Origin of the sequence: Actinomadura sp. NPDC000600, assembly GCF_040492135.1 — a bacterium.
GTDB lineage: Bacteria > Actinomycetota > Actinomycetes > Streptosporangiales > Streptosporangiaceae > Spirillospora.
This window is the reverse complement of record NZ_JBEUPD010000004.1, coordinates 181,491-203,715: the sequence shown is the minus strand read 5'-3', so window position 1 is coordinate 203,715 and position 22,225 is coordinate 181,491. Positions and strand designations below refer to the sequence as shown.

The following is a 22,225-nucleotide window of genomic DNA, read 5'->3' as shown; positions in this document are numbered from 1 at the left end:
GTCGGCGCCCGGGGGGCGCCGACCGCCCAAAAAACACGTGCGATTGCTGCATCGCCTCGGCTCGCCTGGCGGCTCACTCGGCGATCAGGTTCTCGCAGGCTCGAACCTGGCTTCGCTCGCAATCGCGACGGTGAGGGTTGTCGGGTGGTTGCTGTGGTGGCTGGGGTTGTTGCGCTCGACGGTGGCTGTCTGCGTGGACGGTGCGGTTCGTGCATTGCCTTGTTCGCCTGGGGGCTCACTCGGCGATCAGGTTCTCGCAAGCTCGAACCCGTTTGGCGCGGGGTCTCAGGTCTCGGTGAAGGAGAGGATGTCGCCGGGTTGGCAGTCCAGCTCGCGGCAGAGGGCGCTGAGGGTGGTGAAGCGGATGGCCTTGGCGCGGCCGTTCTTCAGGATGGAGAGGTTGACGGGCGTCACGCCGACGCGTTCGGCCAGCTCGACGAGGGTGATGCCGCGTTCGGCCAGGACGGCGTCCAGGTGGACGGTGATCTGGTGGGGGTCCTCGGGCGGCATCAGACCAGGCCCTCGGTGTCCTCGCGCAGCCGTGCGCCGTGCCCGAACGCCCCGGCCAGCGCGGCGATGAGGATGGCCAGCAGGACGGTCGAGGCCTGGACCGTGAAGCCGATCTCGATCGCGGGCTCGATCGGGGTGCCGCCGACCAGCGCGTTCATCGTGATCATGTCGAGGGCGGGGGCGGCGGTGCCGAGCAGCAGGACGGCGATGGAGATCGTGAAGAGGCGCCGGATGTTCGCGGGGACGAACACGTCCCCGGAACGGAACGTCGCGGCCATCCGCATCAGGAGCGACAGGATCAGGATGATCAGCACGCCCCGGGCGACCTCGGGGGCGGCGAGCAGCACTCGGTCCGACAAGCCGGGGTCACTGACCGCCAGCTCGGCGTGGTGAGTGCCGCGCAGGGTCGCTCCGCCGGACGCCAGGTGCGGCACCTGCGCGTTGGTGTCGAGGCGGACGTCGCGGGTGTCGATCGGCGGGAAGGGGCCGGTCACGCCGAGGATCGGGAAGAGGACCTGGAACAGCCCGACCAGCAGCAGGCCGAGGCCGATGGCCAGTTCCAGGACGCGGCTGTCGAATCGCGTCCAGAGCGTCTTCGGGGCCATGCGCGTCTCCTTGAGGGGGGCATATCGTTTTTCGATAGTAACGATAAACGATATGTCGCCGTCAAGCCCTCGTCCGTGAACGGACATGGAGGGTCGGGAGAGGCCGATCAGCTCGGTCGGTGGCGGGGCGGGGGAGCGGCCGGGTGGTCAGACGGCCGCGTTGTCGAGGATCAGGCGGAACTGCTCGGCGCGGCCGCCGGTGATCGTGCCCTCGCGGGTGCGGGTGGCGATCTTGTGGCGGAGGCCGGCGACGTCCGCGCGTAGGCGGTCCAGGCTCCGGGCCCGGTGATCGAGGATCCCCTCGATCACGTTGCCGAGGTCTACGCCCACGTCGTCGCGGACCTCTCCCGCGGCCACGCCCTCGTCCACGGCGCGGCGCAGCCTCATCAGGGCGCCGTCGACGCTCATTCCGCGGGGCGGGGCCGTCTCGGGCGGCGTCGTCGGCGGGGGCGGCTCGGCGGGGGGCGGCCACGGCGTCTGCGAGCCGGTCGTCTCCGGCGGGGAGGTCGCGGGCGGGGACGGCGCGGGCGGGGAGGCCGCCTGGAGCGGGAGCAGCCGGTTCGCGGAGCCGTCCCGGCTGGAGACGGTGTCGCCGATGCCGAGGACGAGCACGGTCGCCGCCACGATCGTGGCGGCGACCCCGGCCAGCGCGAGCCAGGGGAAGCGGACACCGGACGGGGCGCGGGGCAGGTCCTCGCGCCGCCACTTCGCGGTCTCCCGCTCGCCCGTCATCGGTTCTCCTGCGTGGATACCCCGGCATTCGGGCCGGTGAGGAAACGGGCTCTTGCGGGGCAGGTCGGGGAAGCCAGGGTGTTTTGCCGTCCACCGGGTTGGCGCGCACCGAGGCTGCTAGAACGTAGGTCATGGCGCGGCAGGTCAGGCGGGCGTTCAAGTACCGCTTCTACCCCACGAGCGAGCAGGCGGCGGAGCTGTCGCGCACGTTCGGGTGCGTGCGGCTGGTGTACAACAAGGCGCTGGAGGAGCGCACTCGAGCCTGGTACGACGAGCAGCGCCGCATCTCCTATGCGCAGTCCTCGGCCTTGCTTACGCAGTGGAAGAAGACAGAGGAACTGGCCTTCCTCACCGAGGTGTCGTGCGTCCCGCTCCAGCAGGCGCTGCGGCACCTTCAGACGGCGTTCGGCAACTTCTTCGCCAAGCGCGCCAGGTATCCGCGGTTCAAGTCGCGCAAGCGGTCGCGTTGCTCGGCCGAGTACACCCGCAGCGCCTTCACCTGGCGCGAGGGGAGGCTGACGCTGGCGAAGATGGCCGAGCCTCTGGCCATCCGCTGGTCGCGTCCGCTGCCCCAGGGTGCGGAGCCGACTACGGCAACCGTTTCCCGCGACAGCGCGGGCCGCTGGTTCGTGTCCCTGCTGTGCCAGGACACCATCTCTGCGGCCCCCGCCACGGAGGCAGTGGTCGGGGTGGACGCCGGGATCACTTCCCTGGTGGTGCTGTCGTCCGGGGAGAAGGTCGACAATCCCCGGCACGAGCGCCGTGACCACGGCCGCCTGGCCAAGGCGCAGCGGAACCTGGCCCGCAAGGCCCCCGGTTCGGCGAACAGGGACAAAGCCCGCCGCAAGGTCGCCCGCGTCCACGCGCGGATCGCCGACCGGCGCCGCGACGTGCTGCACAAGGTGTCGACCCGTCTCGTCCGTGAGAACCAAACGGTCGTGATCGAAGACCTCGCCGTCGGCAACCTGCTCAAGCGCCGCAGCCTCGCGCGCGCCATCTCGGATGCGGCGTGGCGGGAGCTGCGGTCGATGCTGGAGTACAAGTGCGCCTGGTACGGCCGCGAGCTGGTCGTGGTCGACCGCTGGTTCCCCTCCTCCAAGCTGTGCGGAACCTGCGGAACCGTCCGCGCCAAGCTGCCGCTGGACGTCCGCGAATGGACGTGCGAGTGCGGCGCGGTGCATGACCGCGACGTGAACGCGGCGCGCAACATCCTGGCCGCCGGGCTGGCGGTGTCGGCCTGTGGAGACGGTGTAAGACCTCAACGGGACTCCTCCCGGACGGGGCACTCGTCGGCGAAGCAGGAAACCCGGCGGGCGACCGCTGGAATCCTCCGCCTTCAGGCGGGAGAGGAAGTCAAGCCTGCACGGTGGCGAGGACGCGGTTCAGTTCGTCCGCGAGCTCGGGGGACAGGCCGCGCTCCCGCAGCCGGGTGACGATCTTGTCGTGCAGTTCGGCGATGCGGCCGCCCACGTCGACGTCGCGGTCGGCGGTGAGGTCGTTCTCCAGGTTCGTGATGACGTTGTTGAGGTCGATCGCGACGTCGGAGCGGATCTTCCCGGAGGCGTAGCCGCGGCTGACGATGGGACGCAGCCGTCCCAGCGCGTCGGTCACGCGGGGGGCGCCCTCCGGTGGCGGCGTCCGCGGCGTGCGCGCCGTGGGTGCCGGGGCCTCGGCCGAGGGGGCGGTGCTCGTCCGCGCCGGGGGCGCGACGGCGACCGGGGAGCGCGGCGCCGATAGCACGACCGCGGCGGCGGCCGTGACCGGAATGGCCGCCACGAGGGCGAACGCGGCGAGGCGGGCGCCTCCGCGGCGGGCCGGCGGAGGCGGTGGGGGAGGCGGGGGCAGGGCCCTGGTGCGGTCGTCGCTTGGCAAAGCCGTGCGGGAGACGGTGAAGACGGCGTTCGACGGCTCCTCGTCGCGGCCGAGGAGAGCGGCGACCTCGGCGGCGGGCGGGGCGTTTCGGCCCATGCAGCGGGCGGCGAGCGCGGACAGGTCCTCGGGGGCGCCGGGCGCGACGCAGGCGGCGATGACGGCGCCGAGCGCGCGCACGTCGGCGGCCCTCGCGGCGGCGGGGAAGCCGTCCGCGTCCTCCGCGCCCTCGCGCGAGCGGGCGCCGCGGACGACGGCGCCGATGCCGGTGTCGACCACTTTCACGTCGGCCCCGGCATCGCCGTGGACGAGCATGACCTTCTCCGGCCGCAGATCGCCGTGCGTCACGCCCGCGGCGTGCGCGACCTCCAGGGCGCCCGCGATCTGGCCGCAGACGGCGGCCGCCTCGGGCGCGGGGAGCGGCCCGCGCCGCAGCCGCTCGGCGAGGGTCTCGCCGACCAGGAACTCGGTCACGACGAAGGACGCGAGCCGACCGGACGCGTCGCGGGTCTGGTCGCTGTCGTAGACCGTCTCCAGCGCGGCGTGGGACAGCGCGGCGGCGCGGTTCACGCCGCGCCGGAAGGCCCGGTTCGGGCCGGTGCGCGCGGGCGCCAGGACCTTCACCGCGACGGGACGGCCCAGGAGTTCGTCCCAGCCGCGCCAGACCTCCATCGCACCGCCGTCGTCGAGGCGCTCCACGAGGCGGTAGCGCTCCGTCAGCCGCAAGCCCGATTCCACTCGACGTCACCCTCGTCGCACTCCGGTGCCGGGCGTGGTCCCCGGCTCGCCAGGAGGTACGCGCCGCGGGCGCGGCGGGGTTCGACCGGTCCACCTCGACCCGGGGCCGGTGCGCGGCGAAGGCCTTTCCGAACGGCTCCGGGAAATGGAACGGCAATTGGACCGGGAGTCAGGTGTCTCGATATTGAGAATCCCCGGTCCAACTGACAGGATCTGTACCTCATGACCCCCGACTCAGGGCAGGGGTGACCATGACCGAAGGCTCTATTGCCGTGCCTGTCGCGCTGCTGGCATTGGCGGCGGTGCCGGGCCTGCATTTCGATCTGGTGCGCGGCCGCCGGGAACGGGCCCGACCCGGAGACGCGCTGCCGCGGCTGTCCCGCGCGGTGGTCGCCGGGGTGGTGGTCACGACGGTGACGTCGATCCTGCTGGGCGTGCTGGGGCAGTCCGCCGTGCCGAGCCCCCGCCGCCTCCTGGACGAGGGCGGCGGCGCGGTCCCGACCCTTGCCGCGGCCTGGGCGGTGTGCTGTTTCCTCGCGATTTCCCTGACGCTTTCCTCGCTGGCAGCGGCAGTTCTCGCGCGCCTGGAGAATCTTCCCGGGCCGCTGCCCGCCGCGGCCCGTCCGGCCACCGGCCCGCGCGCCGATTACGCCGACCGCGACGTCGAACTCGAAATCACGTTGAACAGCGGAGAGACCTTTCGCGGACTCCTCGGCGAGGAATCGGCGGCGCGCGGGCCCGACCTGTCCTTCATCACCCTGTGCGGCCCCATCTTCCAGCTCGACGGGCACGGCGGCCCGCTGCCGCTGGACGCGCTGCACTGGGACCGGATGGTCGTGCCGACGCGGGCGGTCAACAGCGTCCTGGTGCGCCCGGTGGAGGAGCAGCCGCCCCCGCCGCAGGCGCTGCGCGGCGTCCCGTCCCGGCACTCCGCGCCGCGCCTGCGCCCGGCCGACCAGCTCAAGATCTTCGTCGAGCAGTGCTACGCGTGCCGGCTCGTGCCCGGCGCGCTGGTCAAGCTGCTGGCCCTGGAGCTGGTGGTGATCGCGCTGGCCGGGGCGCTGGCCGGCGCGATCACCTGAGCGTCACACCCGGCTGGGCGACCGCTCGGCCCGCCACGCGGCGAGCTGCTCGCGCAGGCTCTCCTCGTACAGGGCGACGTTCGCGGTCTTGACGTCCTCGTAGCCGCGGATCATGTCGGGCAGCTCGGCGATCCGCACGGCGGCGTCGAGGCGGCCGTCCCCGGCGGCCCCCGCCTCCAGCCCGGCCACCAGCTCGTTCACCACCGCGACGTACCCGGTGACGAGGCGCCGCTCGGCGCGCCGCTGCGCGGTGGCGCCGAACGGGTCGAGCGGAGTGCCGCGCAGCCGCCGCATCGCGCGCAGCGCGCGGAACGCGGGCCGGGCCGTCCGGCGCAGCGCGATCTTCCTGTCCACCCCGACGGCCCGCAGCAGCGGCGGGTGCAGCATGTACGCGACCGTGGAGCCGGGGCCGAACTGCTCCTCGACGCGCCGGGTGAGCTCCGGGTCGAGGTGCAGGCGGGCCACCTCGTACTCGTCCTTGTAGGCCATCAGCTTGTGCAGGTTCCGCGCCACGGCGACCGCGAGCCGCCGCTCGCCCGCGCCCGCCGCCTCCTCGGCCCTGGCGACGCGCAGGACCGCGTCCAGGTACCGCTTGGCGAGCGCCAGGTTCTGGTACGCGGCGAGGTCGGGCACCCGGATCCGCAGGACGCGGGCGAGCTCGCCGTCCACGCCGGACGCGTCGACGAGGTCCATCGCGGCCGACGCGGTCGAGTCCAGCGGGCGCGGCGCGACCTGCGCGGTCCCCGCCGTGGCGGAGGCGTCCTGGCCCTCCGGTTCGAGCACCAGCCGGCGGCCCGCCCGGAACGCCTGGATGTTCGCCTCCACCTGCACGCCGTTCAGCGTGAGGGCCTCCTCGATCGCCTTCGCCGACAGCGGCAGCAGCCCCGCCTGGTAGGCGGCGCCGACCACCACGAAGTTCGCGGTGGTCGTGCTGCCGAACCAGCGCTCGGCGAGCGCCAGGGCGTCGAGCGCGACCAGGCGGTCCGCCCGGGTGCGCTCGGCGATCTGCTTGACCAGGGACGCGCTCGGCGGCAGCGACGCCGAGGTGTCGACGATCATCCGACCGGTCGGCACCTCGCTGGTCGACACGACCGCGGCGGTCCGGTCCGGCGCGCAGCGGCGCAGGTTGGTCTCCGAGGTCCCGGCCAGCGAGTCGAACACGAGGTAGGCGTCGGCGCCGCCCGCGCCGACCATGCCCGGACGGTCCCGGTCGGCCGTCCCGATGCGCAGGTGCGACACGACCGCGCCGGCCTTCTGGCTGAGGCCGGTCTGGTCGAGCGCGCGGGCGTGGCGGCCGTCGATGAGGGCCGCCGTGGCGAGGACCTGGTTGACCGTGACGACGCCGGTGCCGCCGATGCCGACGAGCAGCACGTCCGCCGACTCGGGCCGCTCCGCGGGCTCCTCCAGCTCGCCGATCCGCGGCAGGGTGCGCGCCGCCTTGGGCTTGTCGCCGGGGATGACGGTAACGAACGAGGGGCAGTCGCCGTCGACGCACGAGTAGTCCTTGTTGCAGGACGTCTGGTTGATCTGCGTCTTGCGGCCGAACTCCGTCTCGACCGGCTCCACGCTGAGGCAGTTCGACTTGGTGCCGCAGTCGCCGCACCCCTCGCAGACCGCCTCGTTGATCAGCACGCGGGTCTGCGGGTCGGGGACGAGGCCGCGCTTGCGCTTGCGCCGCGTCTCGGCCGCGCACGCCTGGTCGTACAGCAGCACGGTCACGCCCGGGATCTCGCGCAGCTCCCGCTGGACGGCGTCGAGGTCGTCGCGGTGCCGGACCCGGACGCCGGGCGCCCAGTCGGTGCCGCGCGGGTAGCGGGACGGGTCGTCCGCCACCACCACGATCTTCGCGACGCCCTCGGCGTGCAGCATCCGGGTGATCGCGGCCGGGTCGGAGCCGCCGTCGGCGTCCTGCCCGCCGGTCATCGCCACGGCCGCGTTGTAGAGGAGCTTGAAGGTGATGCTGGTCCCGGCGGCGACGGCCTGCCGGACCGCGAGGCTGCCAGAGTGGAAGAACGTCCCGTCGCCGAGGTTCTGGAACATGTGCTCGGTGTCCGAGAACGGCGCCGCGCCGACCCACATCGCGCCCTCGCCGCCCATCTGCGTGGTGCCGATGCTGCGGTCGGTGAACACGGTCATCACGTGGCAGCCGATGCCGCTCGCCGCGACCGACCCGTCCGGGACGACCGTCGACCGGTTGTGGGGGCAGCCCGAGCAGAAGTACGGGGTGCGCGCCGGGGCGAGCAGGTTGATCTGCGGCTTGCGGGGCTTGAGCACGGCGTCGCGCAGGTCCACGTGCTCCTCGCCGACGCGGTCGGCGAGCAGCCTGGCCAGGGCCTTCACGAGGCGGTCGGCGTCCAGGCCGCCGTCCGTCGGGACCAGGCCGGCGCCGTCCGGGCCGTTCTTGCCGTACACGGCCGGGCGCTCCGCCAGGTCGTACAGGACGTCCCGGATCTGCGTCTCGACGAACGCCCGCTTCTCCTCCACGACGACGATCTCGCGGAGCCCGCGGGCGAACTCGCGGATCCGGTCGGCGTCGAGCGGGTAGATCAGGGCGAGGCGCAGCAGCCGGACGCCCCGGCGGGCCAGGGCCTCGTCGTCCAGTCCCAGCCGGTCGAGGGCCTCGCGCAGCTCCACGTAGGTGCGCCCCGCGGCGACCAGCCCGATCACCGCGTCGCCGGCGGCCCCCTCGATCCGGTCGAGGCCGTTGGCCGCGGCGTAGGCCGTCGCGGCCTCCAGGCGGCCCTGCAGGACCTCCGTTTCGAGGGCGTTCGTGCCCTTCAGGTCGACGCCCGGCTTGCGCGTCGGCTTCCACGGGCGGCCGCGCCACGCGAACTCCGGGTACACCGGGTCGGGCACCGGCTCCACGTCCACGACCTCGTGGGAGTCGGCGACGTCCGTCACGAGCTTGAACCCGGTCCACGCCCCGCTGAACCGGGACATCTCGAACCCGTGCCGTCCGAGGTGCAGCAGGTCGCCCACCGACCCGGGGACGAGCACCGGCATGAACGCCTCGGCGAGCGCGCCCTCCGTCGCCGACGGCAGCGTGGACGACTTCGCGGACGGGTCGTCGCCCACCACCGCGAGCACCCCGCCGCGCTCGGACGTGCCGAGCCAGTTCGCGTGCTTGAACGCGTCCAGCGACCGGTCCACGCCGGGCGCCTTGCCGTACCAGAGCCCGAACACGCCGTCGAACCGCGGCCCCGGCAGGTGCTCGACCAGCTGCGACCCGTACACGGCCGTCGCCGCGAGCTCCTCGTTCACGCCCGGCACGAACCGGATGTCGTGGCCCTCCAGCAGCTTCGCGTCCCGCATGAGCTGCTGGTCGAGGCCGCCGAGCGGGGACCCGCGGTACCCGGACACGAACCCGGCGGTCCGCCAGCCCCGCCGGGTGTCCGCACGGCGCTGCTCGAGCAGCAGCCGGACGAGCGCGTGCACCCCGCCGATCGCGATCCGGCCGCGCTCCAGTTCGAGCCGGTCGCGGAGGGGGGAGGAAGAAACGGTGGTGCTCATGCTTGCATTGAGCCGCCTCTGCTGAGCGGAGTGCAAGATGGTGGGACGATACTTGAGCAGATTGCTCAAGTCAGAACCGAGTTACCCGCCGGAGCTGAGCGTTGTGACCCGTACCACTCTCCTCGACCTGCAGATCCTCCGCCGCCTCGTCGAGCAGCCCCGCATCGGCGTCACGGAACTGGCCGCCAAGCTCGGCATCGCCCGCAACACCGCGCACGCCCGCGTGGAGCGCCTCGAACGCGAGGGCGTCATCGGCCACCGCGGCCGCGAGGTCGACCTCGGCGCCATCGGCTTCGAACTGACGGCCTTCGTCACCCTGGAGGTCGCCCAGGGAAGGCTGCGCGAGGCCGCCGTCGCGCTCTCCGCGATCCCGCGCGTGCTGGAGGTCCTCGGGATCACCGGCCAGGGCGACCTCCTCGTCCGCGCCGTCGCGCCCAACGGCAAGCAGCTCCACGAGGTCATCGACTCGATCCTCGCCTGCCCCGGCGTCCGCCGCAGCACCACCTCGATCGTCCTGACCCACCAGGTCCCCTTCCGCATCGCCCCCCTCCTGGAGGACGAGGAGAAGCGCGCCCGCGCGAAGGCCCGCAAACCGGCCGACTGACGGCACCGGCGGCCCCGGTCCGGGTCAGCGGATCGTGACGCGGACGCCTCCGTACGAGAGGCGCCCGCCGCCGTCCGCATCGACCGCGACGATCAGCGCGGGCCCGGGCTTGAGCGCCTTGTGGAACGGTGTGTCCCACCCGTCCGCGCCACGGATGGATCCCACGGCACCGAGGGTCTCACCGTCCCGCCGCACGACCACGTACGCGGGAGGACTCCCGGTCGCAGCACGCAGGCGCGGGCGCGCGTCCACGGTGGCCCGCGCGGCCGGTTCCAGGATGCGGACGGTTGCGGCGGGCGCGGGATCGACCCGCCCATCGGCGGAGCCGTCCGCCATGGAGTGGACGACGACGGCTCCGGCCGGCCGCAGGCTCCGCTTCTCGACGAGCAGGTAGAGGAACCGGCTGGGCGTGCCGCGCCCCTGCGTGACCTGGCGGACGAGCCTCCACCCCGCGGACCCATGGGAATCCGGGGCGAGCCGAGGGAGCGCGCCGCGCAGATCCTTCACCGAGCCGTACCGCCGCTGCGCCTCAGGCGTCAGCAACCGCCAGGCCGTCCCGGCGTCGCGCCGGGCCATGGCGGCCTGCCACTCGCGCGGCACCCCGCTGATCCCGCTGGTGTCCGGCGGCAGCGCGCACCCGCACCCCCGAGGCCGCGCGGGCTCGGCGAGGACGACCACTGCTGTCGCGACCGCTCCCGCCACTGCAACCGCCCCCGCCAGGATCGCGCCCAGAAGCCATCGCCGACCAAGAACCACCCGCCGAACGCCCGCCACCGCCGCCCCCTCACCTCTCCGAACGCCCGCTCGGACGCTCCCGCCGACGCCGAGGTTCCGCGACCGGGCGGAACTCCTGGCCAGTCGGCAGCGTGCCGTTCAGTCGGCAGTGTCAATGTGGGGGGCGACCCCCCACACCCCCCGCCCGACTGAGCGGCGCCGTTCAGTCGGTGAAGATGCCCGCCGTCGCGTTGACGAACGTCGCGGTGATCGCGGCGGCGCCGTCCGAGGCGAGGAAGGCGGCGGTGTCGGCGATCTGGGCGAGCGTGGGGGAGCGGCGCAGCATCCGCATCTCGGCCAGCCGCGTCAGCAGCCCCTCGAAGGCGGCCTCGTCCAGGTCGGCGCCGTGCAGGGCGAGCTTCTCCCGCGTCATCGTCTCGGGGAGCCCGGCCGTCCAGATCCCGACGACGCGGACGCCGCTCGGGCCGCACTCCTGCGCCAGGTTCCGGACGAGGGCGTCGATCGCGGCGTCCGCCGGGCCGGTGCCGCCCATCATCGGGCTGCCCTTGGCCGAGCCGCTGTTCAGCGCGAGGATCACGCCCGAGCCCTGCTCGGACATGTGCCGCGCGGCGGTCCGGGCGGTGAGGAAGTTCGCGGTGATGCCCGTGGTGACGGGGCGCAGGAAGTCCTCGGCCGGCACGGCGGTCAACGGGGTCCCGTGGACGTCGCCGCGCGAGACGAGGTTGAGCGACACGTCCAGGCTCCCGGCCTCCTCCACGACGCGGCGGGCGTGCTCCTCGACGCCCTTCTCGTCCAGCGCGTCCACCACGGCGGCCTCGGCACGGCCGCCCGCGGCGGCGATGCCGGCCGCGACCGCCTCCAGGCTCGCGCGGGTCCGGCCGGCCAGGTGGACGGTCGCGCCGTGCCGGGCAAACGTCCGGGCCACCGCGCCGCCGATCGCGCCGCCGCCGCCGTAGATGATCGCGTTCTTGTTCTCCAGCATGTCCTTGCTCCGTTCCTGTAGGGCGAACGGATATTGAGACGTACCCCGGCTGAGAAATCATCGCGGGCCGGGCGGGAAGGTCAGGGCGCCAGGGTGAGCGGGAGGCCGAAGGCGGGGAACAGGTGGGGCTCGAAGGAGGTGATCTCGGCGATCAGGCCGTCCTCCACGCGCAGGACGTCCAGGACCTGGGCGCGGTAGACGCTGGTGCCGGGGCGCTGGACGTAACCGGCGACCGCCGGCTGCCCGTTGGCGCGGGTCGGGAGGTGGCGCCAGCGGCCGATGTAGGCGGGGGAGGCCGGGTCGAACGTCTGGCGGAGCATGCCGATGATCGCCTCGCGGCCGCCGAACCAGAGCGGGTTGGGCGGCATGGTGATCCGCACGTCGTCGCGGAGCATGGCCGCCATCGCGGCGGTGTCGCCCTCCACGGCGGCCTTCATGTAGCGCGCGAGCAGGTCCTTCTCCGCCTCGGACGGGTCGGCGCCGCGCGCCCACCGCTCGCGCCGCCGGGGGAGGCGCTCGCGCAGGGCGGGGCGGGCCCGCTGGAGGGCGCTGTTCACCGAGGCCAGGGTCATGTCGAGGGCGGTCGCGGTGTCGGCGGCGGGCCAGCCGAGGAAGTCCCGCATGATCAGCACGGCGCGCTGCCGGGGCGGCAGATGCTGGATCGCGGCGAGGAACGCCAGCTCCATCGTCTCCGACGACTCGGCCGCCGCCTCGGGCTCCGCGTCCGGGAACGGCTGCAACCAGGGGAGGAACGGCGACGCCTCCACCCCGTCGGTGGGCGGGACCGGCGAGGGGCCGTAGCGCCGGGGACGGCGCTCGTCCCGGCGCAGGAAGTCCAGCGCCGTGTTCGTGGCGATCTTGTAGAGCCAGGCGCGGAGGCTGGAGCGCCCCGCGAAGCCGTCGCGGTTCTTCCACGCCTTGAGCAGCGTCTCCTGGACGAGGTCCTCGGAGTCGTCGTAGGAGCCGACCATCCGGTAGCAGTGCACCTGGAGTTCGTGCCGGTACCGCTCGACCAGCCCGGCGAAGGCCCACTCGTCGCCCTCCCGGAGGACGGCCGCCTCCTCCGACTCCGCCGCCTCGTCCGGTTCCGTCGCGCCCGGTTGCGTTACGCCTGATTCCGTCACGGAGGCGTCCGTTACGGATTCCCGCCGTGCGGGGCCCGGCGCCGCGTGGGTTTGCGTCACGCGTTCCGGCGTTACGGTTCCCGCCGCGTCCCGGGCCACCCGGGCGATGCGGCGCAGCCGTCCGACCGAGGACGCCAGCGACTGGACGCCGGTGTAGAACGGCCCGGGCGCTTCGGGGGTGAGGCCGCGCACCTGGCGTTCGATGTCGGAGATCAGCTCGTGGACGGCCTCGCCCCCGGCCCGCCGCGTCCGGTACGCCTTCTGCCGGCACGCGGCCGAGCAGTACAGCGACGCGCGCCCCGGCCTCCCGGCCGCGGGCGGCATGGGCTTGCCGCAGGAACGGCACGCGCGGCCCGGCGCCGTGTCAGTCATCCCGGTCGTCCTGCGCGACGCGGCGCACGACCAGGAGGGCGACGTCGTCCGGCGCCGCCTCGCGGCCGATCAGCGCCGACATCACCGCCGCGCCGACCGCCTCCGGCGGACCTGCGTGGACCGCCTGGCACAGCCGGGCGACGCCGTTGAGGATCGAGTCGTCCCGCCGCTCGATGAGGCCGTCGGTGTAGAAGCAGAGCAGGGCGCCCGGCGGGACGTCGATGGTCTTGGTCCGCCGGGGGATGTCCTCGCCCAGGCCGATCAGGACGTCGAACTTCATGTCCACGGGCTCCGCCGGGCCGTCCGGCGGCGCGAGGACGGGGGGAGGGTGGCCGGCCGACGACAGCCGGATCCGGCCTCCGCCGCGGTCGGCGACCGCGTACAGCACGGTCGCCGTCGCCTCGGGCTCGAAGTACAGCATCTTCCGGTTGAGCTTGCGCAGCACCTCGGCCGGATCGTCGTTGTCGAGCGCGTACGCGCGCAGCGCGCTGCGCATCCGGCCCATGACGACGGCCGCCGGGAGCCCGTTGCCCGCCACGTCCCCGATCACGATGCCGATCTCCCCGGACGGGAGCGTGAACACGTCGTACCAGTCCCCGCCGACGATCGCCTTGCCGGGACGGTAGCGGGCGGCCATCTCGAACCCGGGGACGTCCGGCGGCGCGGCCGGGATCAGGCTGCGCTGCAGCTCCAGCGCGCCGGCGTGTTCGGAGCGGCTGAGCACGGACTGCACCGCCTGCGCGGCGCGGGAGCCCGCGAGCTGGAGGAACTCGGTCTCCTCGGAGGTGAACCGGCGGTGGGCGAGCGTCCCGACGTGCATGACGCCGACCAGCCTTCCGGCGCCGACGAGCGGGACGCCCAGCAGCGACCGCAGGCCCCGCTCGACGAGCAGCGGGTTGAACACGCCGGCGCTCGGGACGTCCGGGATGTAGACCGGCCGGCGCTCGGCGGCGACGCGCCCCGCGAACCCCTCGCCGACCGGGACGTGGGCGGCCTGGGCGACCTCCTCCTCGATGCCCTTCGCGGCGGTCGCCACGAGGAAGCGCTCCTCGCGGTCCAGGAGCAGGACGACGGCGGTGTCCACGCCGAGGACGGCGCGGACGCGGTCGAGGAGGGTGTCGAGCAGTTCGTCCACGTCCATCTGGGCGAACGCCTCGTCGGTGATCGCCTGGATGTTCGCCAGCCTGCGGTTCGCGCCCTCCGTAGCGCCCGCCGTCTTCTCCACCTTCACACCTTATGTACTAACCCGCCGGTCCTGGCAGGAATCGTTCCCGAGGCACCTCCGGACACCGTCGGCGATCTCCAGGTCCTCGCGGGCCGCCACCACGAGCGTCCGGACGGCGGCGCCGTCCGCGGTGACGTCGGTGTCGCCGTCCGCGGCGGCGTTGCGGCCGGGGTCGACGGAGGTCCCGAGGTACGCGAGGTCCTCGGCCAGCCGCGCGCGGACCGCCGGATCGTGCTCGCCGATCCCGCCGGTGAAGACGAGCACGTCGAGCCCGCCGAGGGAGGCGGTCATCGCGGCGGCGCAGGCGCGGAGGCGGTGGTGGTAGACGTCGAGGCCGCCGAGGGCGGCCGGGTCGCCCTCGGCGGCCCGCTCGCGGACCCGCCGCATGTCGCCGGTGCCGGTCAGGCCGCGCAGCCCGGAGCTGCGTTCGAGCGCGTCGCCCACCTCCGCCGCCGGCACCCCGTGCTTGATCAGCCACAGCGGGATGCCGGGGTCGATGCTTCCTGCCCGGGACGCCATGACCAGCCCTTCGAGCGGCGTGAACCCCATCGTGGTGTCGACCGACCGGCCTCCGGCCACCGCGCACAGGGACGCGCCGGCCCCCAGGTGGCACACCACCATCCGCGGCGCGGCCGGGTCCGTGCCGAGCATCTCGGCGGCGCGCCGCACGGCATAGGAGAACGACAGGCCGTGGAAGCCGTAGCGGCGCAGGCCGAACCGTTCGACCCACTCCCGGGGGAGCGCGTAGGCCGCGGCCGCCTCCGGCAGCGTGGCGTGGAACGCGGTGTCGAAGCACGCCACGGCCGGGACGTCCGGCAGCACGCCGGTGATCTCGTCCAGGGCGTGCAGGGAGGCGGGCTGGTGCAGCGGCGCGAGGTCGGCGAGCTCGCGGAGCCGCTCGGCGGCCTTCCCGTCGACGCGCACCGGTTCGGTGAAGTCGGTACCGCCGTGGACGAACCGGACGCCGATGGCGTCCGGCCGGGGCATGTCCGCGACCAGCCCGGCCATCTCGTGGCCGCCGCCGGAGTCCTCGGCGAGGACCGTGTCGTCGGCGTCGAGCAGGCTCACCTTCAGGCTGCTCGACCCGGGGTTGACCGTCAGGACCCGCATCAGTAGGGCCACGTCCAGTCGCTGACCTCGGGCGCGTCCTCGCCGTGCTCGCGCGTGTAGGAACGCAGGAAGAGGCGCTGGTCGGCCATCCGCTGCCGGATGTGGGCGACGCGGGCGCCGAGCTGCGGGACCCGGTCGATGACGTCCATGACGAGGTGGAACCGGTCCAGGTCGTTCAGCATGACCATGTCGAACGGCGTGGTCGTCGTCCCCTCCTCCTTGTAGCCGCGCACGTGCAGGTTGCCGTGGCCCGCGCGCCGGTAGGTGAGGCGGTGGATGAGGTACGGGTAGCCGTGGAAGGCGAAGATGACGGGCTTGTCCCTGGTGAACAGGGTGTCGTACTCGCGGTCCGACAGGCCGTGGGGGTGCTCGCTGTCCGGCTGGAGCCGCATCAGGTCGACGACGTTCACGACCCGGACGCGCAGTTCGGGGAACAGTTGCCGGAGCAGGTCGACGGCCGCGAGCGTCTCCAGCGTCGGGATGTCGCCCGCGCAGGCGAGCACCACGTCGGGGTCCTCGCCGCCGTCGGTGGAGGCCCACTCCCAGATGCCGATGCCGCGGGTGCAGTGCGCGATCGCGGCGTCCATCGGCAGCCAGTTCAGCGCGGGCTGCTTCCCGGCCACGATCACGTTGACGTAGTCGCGGGAGCGCAGGCAGTGGTCCCCGACCGACAGCAGCGTGTTCGCGTCCGGCGGCAGGTACACCCGGACGATCTCGGGCTTCTTGTTCAGCACGACGTCGAGGAAGCCGGGGTCCTGGTGGGTGAAGCCGTTGTGGTCCTGCCGCCACACGTGCGACGACAGCAGGTAGTTCAGCGACGCGATCGGCCGCCGCCACGGCAGGCCGCGGGTGACCTTCAGCCACTTCGCGTGCTGGTTGAACATCGCGTCGACGATGTGCACGAACGCCTCGTAGCTGTTGAAAAGCCCGTGCCGCCCGGTGAGGAGGTAGCCCTCCAGCCAGCCCTGGCACAGGTGCTCGCTCAGCACCTCCATCACCTGGCCGGACGGCGACTGGTGCTCGTCGGTCGGCAGCAGCTCGCCCTCGAAGACGCGGTCGGTGGCCTGGAACACGTCCCCGAGCCGGTTGGACGCCGTCTCGTCCGCGCCCATGATCCGGAAGTTGTCCGGGTTGGCCCGCACGACGTCGCGCAGGAAGGTCCCGAGGCGCCGGGTGGGCTCGGTGGTGACGGTGCCGGGCTTGCCGACCTCCACGGCGTACTCGCGGAAGTCGGGCAGCGTCAGCGGCTTGAGCAGCAGCCCGCCGTTGGCGTGCGGGTTCGCGCTCATCCGCCGCTCGCCCTCGGGCGCGAGGGCCCGCAGCGCGGCGACCGGGCGGCCGTCCTCGTCGAACAGCTCCTCCGGGCGGTAGGAGCGCAGCCACTCCTCCAGCTGCGCGCGGTGCCCGGCGTCCTCGCACACGCCGGCGAGCGGCACCTGGTGGGCCCGCCAGGTGTTCTCGACCGGCAGGCCGTCCACCTCCTTCGGGCCCGTCCAGCCCTTGGGGGACCGCAGGACGATCATGGGCCAGCGGCGCCGCTCGGTCGCCCGCCCCTCGCGGGCGCCGCGCTGGATGTCGGCGATCTCGTCGAGGGCCTGGTCGAGGGCGGCGGCCATCTTGCGGTGCATCGACGCGGGCTCGTCCCCGCTCACCAGGACCGGCCGGTAGCCGTACCCGTCCAGTAGCTGGACGAGCTCCTCCTCAGGGATCCGGGCAAGCACCGTCGGGTTGGCGATCTTGTAGCCGTTGAGGTGCAGGATCGGGAGGACGGCGCCGTCGCGCACCGGGTCGAGGAACTTGGTGGAGTGCCAGCTCGCCGCCAGCGGCCCCGTCTCCGCCTCGCCGTCCCCGACGATGCACGCAACGACGAGGTCGGGGTTGTCGAACGCGGCGCCGAACGCGTGGGCGAGGGAGTAGCCGAGCTCGCCGCCCTCGTGGATGGAGCCGGGCGTCTCCGGCGCGACGTGGCTCGGGATGCCGCCGGGGAAGGAGAACTGCCGGAACAGCCGCCGCATGCCCGCCTCGTCCTGCGACACCTCCGGGTACACCTCGCTGTAGGTGCCTTCGAGCCACGCGTTGGCGACCGCCGCCGGCCCGCCGTGCCCCGGGCCCATGACGTAGATCATGTCGAGGTCGCGCGCCTTGATCACGCGGTTGAGGTGCGCGTAGCAGAAGTTCAGCCCCGGGGTGGTGCCCCAGTGCCCGAGGAGCCGGGGCTTGAGGTCCCGCCGTTCGAGGGGCTCGCGGAGCAGCGGGTTGTCGAGGAGGTAGATCTGCCCGACCGACAGGTAGTTCGCCGCTCGCCAGTACGCGTTGATCTCTCGCAGTTCGTCATCGCTCAGGGTGACCGACTGGGTCATTTGCGCGTCCTCCGGGTGCTCGTGACCGCCCTGAGGACATCCCGTCCCCACGAACGGGGTTCTCAACCGTCATGGAGAGCCCATCAGCCCTTTGCCCGCGGGCCTAGGGCCGAACGTCCCGGAAGGCCGGAACGACAACGAGGCCACGGCGCTCGGCCGTGACCTCGTTCCCCCCACCTGGATGTGAACGTCGCCGGTTACAGGGGCGGCCTGCCGTGCGAGCCGGCGCCCGGCCTCCGCCCCGCCCCCCAGCGAACCGGCGGGACCACTGGGTGCGATGAAGCCTGCCGCCTACCCGTGCGTAGGTGCGCGGTTCCCGGAGCGCGGTCGACAAGCGGCGGGCCGCCTGCGACGAGCGGTCGACAATGAGTGATCGAATGGTGACGGAGCGCCCGATCGCGGCCCCGCCGGCGGGGGCCGCCGGAGGGGCCGGAGGGGCCGGTGCGGTCTGAGATGCTACGCAGATCGGTACAGGTAACCGGCAAGGAGGCGGAATGGGCGGGTTCTTCACCGGACGGACGCTGACCGGCATCGGGCGCGACCTGCGCTCGGGCCGGGAGTCGGCGCGGGGCCTGGTCGCCCGGGCGCTGGAGTCGGTCGACGAGGACCTGAACGCCTTCACGACCCTGGACGCCGAGGGCGCCGAGTCCGCCGCCCGCTGGGCCGACGAGGAGCTGGCGTCCGGCGTCGACCGGGGGCCGCTGCACGGCGTCCCGGTCGCGGTGAAGGACATCATCGACGTCGCCGGGCTGCCCACCGGGATGGGGTCCGGGCACTTCGCCGGGCACGTCGCGGAGACCGACGCGGCCTGCGTGAGGATGCTGCGGGACGCGGGCGCCGTGATCCTCGGCAAGACCGGCACGCAGGAGTTCGCGTTCGGCGGCAGCGGCGACGTGTCGGTGAACGGCGCGGTCCGCAACCCCCGCGACCGGGAGCGGATGTCCGGCGGGTCCAGCAGCGGCAGCGCCGTCGCGGTCGCCTCCGGCACGGTCCCGCTGGCCATCGGCACGGACACGGGCGGGTCGGTGCGCATCCCGTCCGCGTTCTGCGGGATCGCCGGGTTCAAGCCGCCCTACGGCGTCATCCCGGCGGACGGCGTGTTCCCGCTCTCGCGCTCGCTCGACCACGTGGGCGTCCTCGCCGCCACGGCCGACGACTGCCGCATCGCCTACCACGCGCTGACCGGCCCGGCGGTGGCCGTCCCCTCCCGCGTGGACGGGCCGTCCGCGAGCGGCGGCCCGGACGGGGGCGCGCCGTACGGGCGCGTCGCGTGGATCGAGCCGCCGGTGTGCGACCCCGAGGTGGAGCGGCGCGTCCGCGCCCTGTTCCCGGACGCGCCGTCCGAGCGGATCGACTTCGCCGGCCTCCGGCAGGTGTTCCTCGCGATCGAGTACAGCGAGGCCTACGACGTGCACGCCGAGCGCGTCGCCGAGGCGCCCGGCCTGTTCCAGCCGGCGACGCTCGGCCGCCTGGAGGAGGCGGGCCGGATGCCGGGCTGGCGGCTCGTCCGGGCGCTGCGCGAGCGGGACCGGTACGCCGAGGAGATCGCCGGGCTGCTGGACCGCTACGACCTGCTGGCCATGCCGACCATGCCGATCCCCGCGCCGCGGATCGGGGCCGCCGAGGTCGGGCTCGGGCCGCTCACCGCGCTCCTGGTCAGCCTCACCTCGCCGTGGAACGTGCTGGGCCTGCCCGCCCTGACCGTCCCCGCCGGGACCGTCCCGGCGGACGGCGGTGTCGAGCTGCCGGTCGGGGCGCAGCTCGTCACCCGCCGCGGCGGCGAGAGCCTCCTGTTCGCCGCCGCCGAGCACCTCGCCCCCTGACCCGGTCCGCGCCCAGGCCTGTCTCGAAGTGAGGCGGGGCCTTGCCTACAGGTAGAGGCCGAAGAACTCCTCGGGGTGCTCCAGCAGCGGGGGGAGGTCGTCGGCGGTCAGGGTGACCAGCTCCTCCTTCGTGGGGAGCGCGGCCTGGACGCCGGCCTTCTCCTTGCCCCCGGCGCCCTTCTTGGCCGCGGCCCCGTTCTCGGCCGCCGCGTCCTTCCTGAAGGAGACGGCGGCGGAGGCGACGCGGTCGGCCTGGTTCGCGACGGCCACGTCCAGCATGTTGCGCATCAGGCGGCCGTTGCCGAAGGACGGGCCGCGGGGCGCGCGGCGCAGCATCGTGTGCAGGACGTCCTCGGTGCCGGGGGCCAGCTCGAAGCCGTCGGCGGCGGCGAGCTGGCGGAACACGGTGATCAGCTCGTCGTCGGTGTAGTCGGGGAAGTGGATCTGCTTGGGGAACCGGGAGTCCAGGCCGGGGTTGGCGGCGAGGAACTCGGCCATCTCCTGCTCGTAGCCCGCGACGATCACGACGAGGTCGTCGCGGTGGTCCTCCATCAGCTTGACCAGCTCGGCGATCGCCTCGTGCCCGTAGTCGCCCTTCAGCGGCGACTGCGTCAGCGTGTAGGCCTCGTCGATGAACAGGACGCCGCCGACCGCGCGCTCCACGAGCCGGCGCGTCCGGGGCGCGGTCTGCCCGATGTACTCGCCGACGAGGTGGGCGCGGGACGCCTCCACCAGGTGCCCGGACGACAGGACGCCGAGCCGCTTGTAGATGCGGCCGAGCAGCCGGGCCACCATCGTCTTGCCGGTGCCCGGGTTGCCGGTGAACACCATGTGCCGGGTCGGCGGCGTGATCCGCAGGCCGGACTCGCTGCGCAGCCGCGCCGCGTGGGTGCCCGCGACGAGCAGCGCGATCTCGTGCTTGACGGTCTCCAGGCCGGTGAGCTCGCGCAGCTCGGCCAGCGGGTTCCCGGCGGCCTGCGCGGTGTCGAGCGCGGCCGGGATGTCCTGCTTGCGGATGACCGGCTCGCCGCCCGGCGCGCCCGGGTCGAGCTTGGCCCGCGCCGCGGCGACGACCTGCTCGGCGAGGTGCGGCGCCAGGCGGGCGTTGCGGAGCGTCTGCATCGGCGAGGTCGCGGCCAGCAGCGCGCCCGCCGCCTCGACGGCCGGGCGGGTGGCGCGGGCGCCGCGGGCGTCCAGCGCGCGGCGGAACAGCTCGGCGTGGCCCGCCGCCGTGAACGGCCGGGTGCGCGCGATCCGGAACCGCTGCGGCAGGACGGGGTTGATCTCGCGGATCCGCTCCTCGCCGCCGGCGTCGCACAGCGCCACCACGTTCAGGTCGGGGTGGACGGCGAGGAGCCGGTGCAGCTCGGCGGCGAGGGCCTCGCCGTTGCCGGGGTCGGCGACGATGCCGTCCAGGCCCTCGATGATGAGCAGCCGGTCGCCGGCGCAGTCGCGGGCGTCGGCGTGCAGCTTGGCGACGGCGTCCGACAGGCGCTGCCCGGCGAACAGGTTGTCGGTGACCCAGTGCGGGTCGCGGCCGAACGCGAGCGCCCTGCCGAGCTCCTCGGCGGCGTCGCGCTTGCCGGTGCCGTCCGGGCCGCTGATCAGCAGCCGGACGGGCGCGCTGCCGCGGGTCAGCTCGTCCAGCGCCGCGGTCACCTCCGGCTGCTCGACCAGCGTCGTGGCGATCTCCGAGCGCGCGGCGGCGGCCCCCGCGCCCGCGCCGCCCGCCGCGGGGACGCTCTTCAGCGTCTCGGTGAGCGGGTTCACGACGCGGCGGCGCGGCGCGTACAGGCGGCGCAGGTCGGTCTGGAACTGGCCGACCGGGATCCACTCCGCCTTCGGGAACCACGGGTCGCCCGGCAGGCCCTGCACGATCGCGACGAACCGCATCGCCATGTCGAGCCAGCCGCGGCACGCGTCGGCGGCGCCCGCGACGAGCGCCCGGACGAGCCACGCCCGCGTCCGCTCCTGCCACGCGCCCGGCTTGAACCCGCGGCGCTCCGCGGTGAACCGCTGGAGCAGCTCGCCGTAGCGGTCCTCGCCGAGCGCGACCGCGAGCTCGGCGGGGACGTGGTCCATGCTGCCCTGCAGGAGCAGCTGGACCAGGTGGACCTCGATGCCCTCCTCGCGCGGAGCCGCCTCGACCAGGTGCTCGTAGGACGCGGTCAGCCCCGCGCAGACCCACTCCAGGTAGCCGACCGGGCCGAGCAGCTCGGGCACCGCCGCGACGATGTCGTCCCCGGCGTGCGCGTGCCAGTGCTCGCGCAGCTCCATCTTGGGCAGGTTCACGTCGCAGACCGGCGGGTCGTCGTAGAGGCGCAGCAGCGCCTTGCGCCGCTCCTCCAGCGGCTCGATGCCCTCCAGCACCGACAGGCAGTCGCGGGCCAGCTCGATCGCCAGGGCCCGGTCGGGCGCCTCGATGAGCCAGTCGACCGGCGGGCGCCACCGGCCGCCGGGCGCGTCCCAGCGGGTCATGCGGTCGCTGAGCGGGCCCGGGTTCACGAGGTGGCGGTGCAGCAGCCGCTCGGGGAGCTGCGACCACGACCCCGCCTTGATCGCGCCGCCGCCCGGCAGGAACGCCAGCATGCCGAAGATCTCCGCGGTGACGAGCGACGCCGGCAGCGTCAGCAGCTTGTGCTCGTCGGTGGTCAGCTCCACGGCCCGCGGGTCGGCCGCCAGCCCGTCGATCCGGGCCGAGATCTCCTCGAACAGCCCGTCCGGGACGCGCCACGGGCCGTGCGAGTAGACGTCGAGCACCGGCTCGTCGGTGAGCAGTAGCTCCAGATGCTCCGGCAGCCGCAACGAACACTCCCCAATACCGTCCAAAACAGGGGTACAGCT

At 73.7% G+C, this 22,225-nt stretch carries 16 protein-coding genes; 4 read left to right on the top strand and 12 right to left on the bottom strand.

Translation table 11 applies throughout. The features are described 5' to 3' along the window. Positions 1-285: 285 nt before the first annotated feature. The 3 genes from ABWI07_RS08095 to ABWI07_RS08085 all read right to left on the bottom strand — a co-directional run bounded on the left by ABWI07_RS08095 (position 286) and on the right by ABWI07_RS08085 (position 1,847). On the bottom strand, positions 286-510 hold the full coding sequence (locus tag ABWI07_RS08095; protein WP_353818079.1) for a helix-turn-helix domain-containing protein: 225 nt from the start codon (positions 508-510) through the stop codon (positions 286-288). Then, entirely contained in the window at positions 510-1,115 is a 606-nt protein-coding gene (locus tag ABWI07_RS08090) for a DUF2975 domain-containing protein (protein WP_353818078.1), read from the bottom strand. The genes ABWI07_RS08095 and ABWI07_RS08090 overlap by 1 nt, the downstream gene beginning before the upstream one ends. A gap of 147 nt (positions 1,116-1,262) precedes the next feature. Next, positions 1,263-1,847 carry a hypothetical protein gene (locus ABWI07_RS08085; RefSeq protein ID WP_353818077.1) on the bottom strand — a complete coding sequence of 195 codons (585 nt, stop codon included), beginning with the start codon at positions 1,845-1,847 and terminating at the stop codon, positions 1,263-1,265. 131 nt (positions 1,848-1,978) lie between these two features. Here ABWI07_RS08085 and ABWI07_RS08080 point away from each other — a divergent pair, with 131 nt between their 5' ends. After that, positions 1,979-3,280: an RNA-guided endonuclease InsQ/TnpB family protein gene (locus ABWI07_RS08080; RefSeq protein WP_353818076.1), complete on the top strand. Its 1,302-nt coding sequence runs from the start codon at positions 1,979-1,981 to the stop codon at positions 3,278-3,280. On the opposite strand, the gene ABWI07_RS08075 is transcribed toward ABWI07_RS08080, so the two are convergent. Then, positions 3,201-4,454: a serine/threonine-protein kinase gene (locus tag ABWI07_RS08075; protein WP_353818075.1), complete on the bottom strand. Its 1,254-nt coding sequence runs from the start codon at positions 4,452-4,454 to the stop codon at positions 3,201-3,203. The two genes, ABWI07_RS08080 and ABWI07_RS08075, sit on opposite strands and share 80 nt — an antisense overlap. Positions 4,455-4,705: 251 nt before the next feature. On the opposite strand from ABWI07_RS08075, the gene ABWI07_RS08070 reads away from it, so the two are divergent. Further along, positions 4,706-5,536: a DUF6338 family protein gene (locus ABWI07_RS08070; protein WP_353818074.1), complete on the top strand. Its 831-nt coding sequence runs from the start codon at positions 4,706-4,708 to the stop codon at positions 5,534-5,536. A 3-nt stretch (positions 5,537-5,539) separates the two neighbouring features. Here ABWI07_RS08070 and ABWI07_RS08065 read toward each other — a convergent pair whose 3' ends face one another. After that, positions 5,540-9,082: an indolepyruvate ferredoxin oxidoreductase family protein gene (locus ABWI07_RS08065; protein WP_353818073.1), complete on the bottom strand. Its 3,543-nt coding sequence runs from the start codon at positions 9,080-9,082 to the stop codon at positions 5,540-5,542. A 67-nt stretch (positions 9,083-9,149) separates the two neighbouring features. Here ABWI07_RS08065 and ABWI07_RS08060 point away from each other — a divergent pair, with 67 nt between their 5' ends. Further along, on the top strand, positions 9,150-9,650 hold the full coding sequence (locus ABWI07_RS08060; RefSeq protein WP_353818072.1) for an Lrp/AsnC family transcriptional regulator: 501 nt from the start codon (positions 9,150-9,152) through the stop codon (positions 9,648-9,650). Positions 9,651-9,674: 24 nt separating this feature from the next. On the opposite strand, the gene ABWI07_RS08055 is transcribed toward ABWI07_RS08060, so the two are convergent. The 6 genes from ABWI07_RS08055 to ABWI07_RS08030 all read right to left on the bottom strand — a co-directional run bounded on the left by ABWI07_RS08055 (position 9,675) and on the right by ABWI07_RS08030 (position 17,558). Continuing rightward, a complete protein-coding gene (locus ABWI07_RS08055) occupies positions 9,675-10,352 on the bottom strand; it encodes a hypothetical protein (RefSeq protein ID WP_353818071.1) in 678 nt (225 codons plus the stop codon). 235 nt (positions 10,353-10,587) lie between these two features. Then, positions 10,588-11,367: an SDR family NAD(P)-dependent oxidoreductase gene (locus ABWI07_RS08050; protein ID WP_353818070.1), complete on the bottom strand. Its 780-nt coding sequence runs from the start codon at positions 11,365-11,367 to the stop codon at positions 10,588-10,590. Between the two features lie 80 nt (positions 11,368-11,447). Continuing rightward, positions 11,448-12,863, bottom strand: coding sequence for an RNA polymerase subunit sigma-70 (locus ABWI07_RS08045; protein WP_353818069.1), 1,416 nt, complete (start codon positions 12,861-12,863; stop codon positions 11,448-11,450). Then, on the bottom strand, positions 12,856-14,088 hold the full coding sequence (locus tag ABWI07_RS08040) for a PP2C family protein-serine/threonine phosphatase (protein ID WP_353818068.1): 1,233 nt from the start codon (positions 14,086-14,088) through the stop codon (positions 12,856-12,858). The genes ABWI07_RS08045 and ABWI07_RS08040 overlap by 8 nt, the downstream gene beginning before the upstream one ends. Positions 14,089-14,097: 9 nt before the next feature. Next, complete coding sequence (locus ABWI07_RS08035; protein WP_375708338.1) at positions 14,098-15,210, bottom strand: acetate/propionate family kinase; 1,113 nt, start codon at positions 15,208-15,210, stop codon at positions 14,098-14,100. Further along, the gene (locus tag ABWI07_RS08030) at positions 15,198-17,558 is read right to left on the bottom strand and encodes a phosphoketolase family protein (protein WP_149261001.1); all 2,361 of its coding nucleotides are present in this window, start codon (positions 17,556-17,558) and stop codon (positions 15,198-15,200) included. The genes ABWI07_RS08035 and ABWI07_RS08030 overlap by 13 nt, the downstream gene beginning before the upstream one ends. A 494-nt stretch (positions 17,559-18,052) precedes the next feature. On the opposite strand from ABWI07_RS08030, the gene ABWI07_RS08025 reads away from it, so the two are divergent. Further along, the gene (locus ABWI07_RS08025; protein WP_353818067.1) at positions 18,053-19,381 is read left to right on the top strand and encodes an amidase; all 1,329 of its coding nucleotides are present in this window, start codon (positions 18,053-18,055) and stop codon (positions 19,379-19,381) included. A 45-nt stretch (positions 19,382-19,426) separates the two neighbouring features. Here the strand turns inward: ABWI07_RS08025 and ABWI07_RS08020 are convergent, their stop codons facing one another. Continuing rightward, positions 19,427-22,186, bottom strand: a complete 2,760-nt coding sequence (locus ABWI07_RS08020; protein ID WP_353818066.1) for an AAA family ATPase — start codon at positions 22,184-22,186, stop codon at positions 19,427-19,429. Positions 22,187-22,225 lie beyond the last annotated feature (39 nt).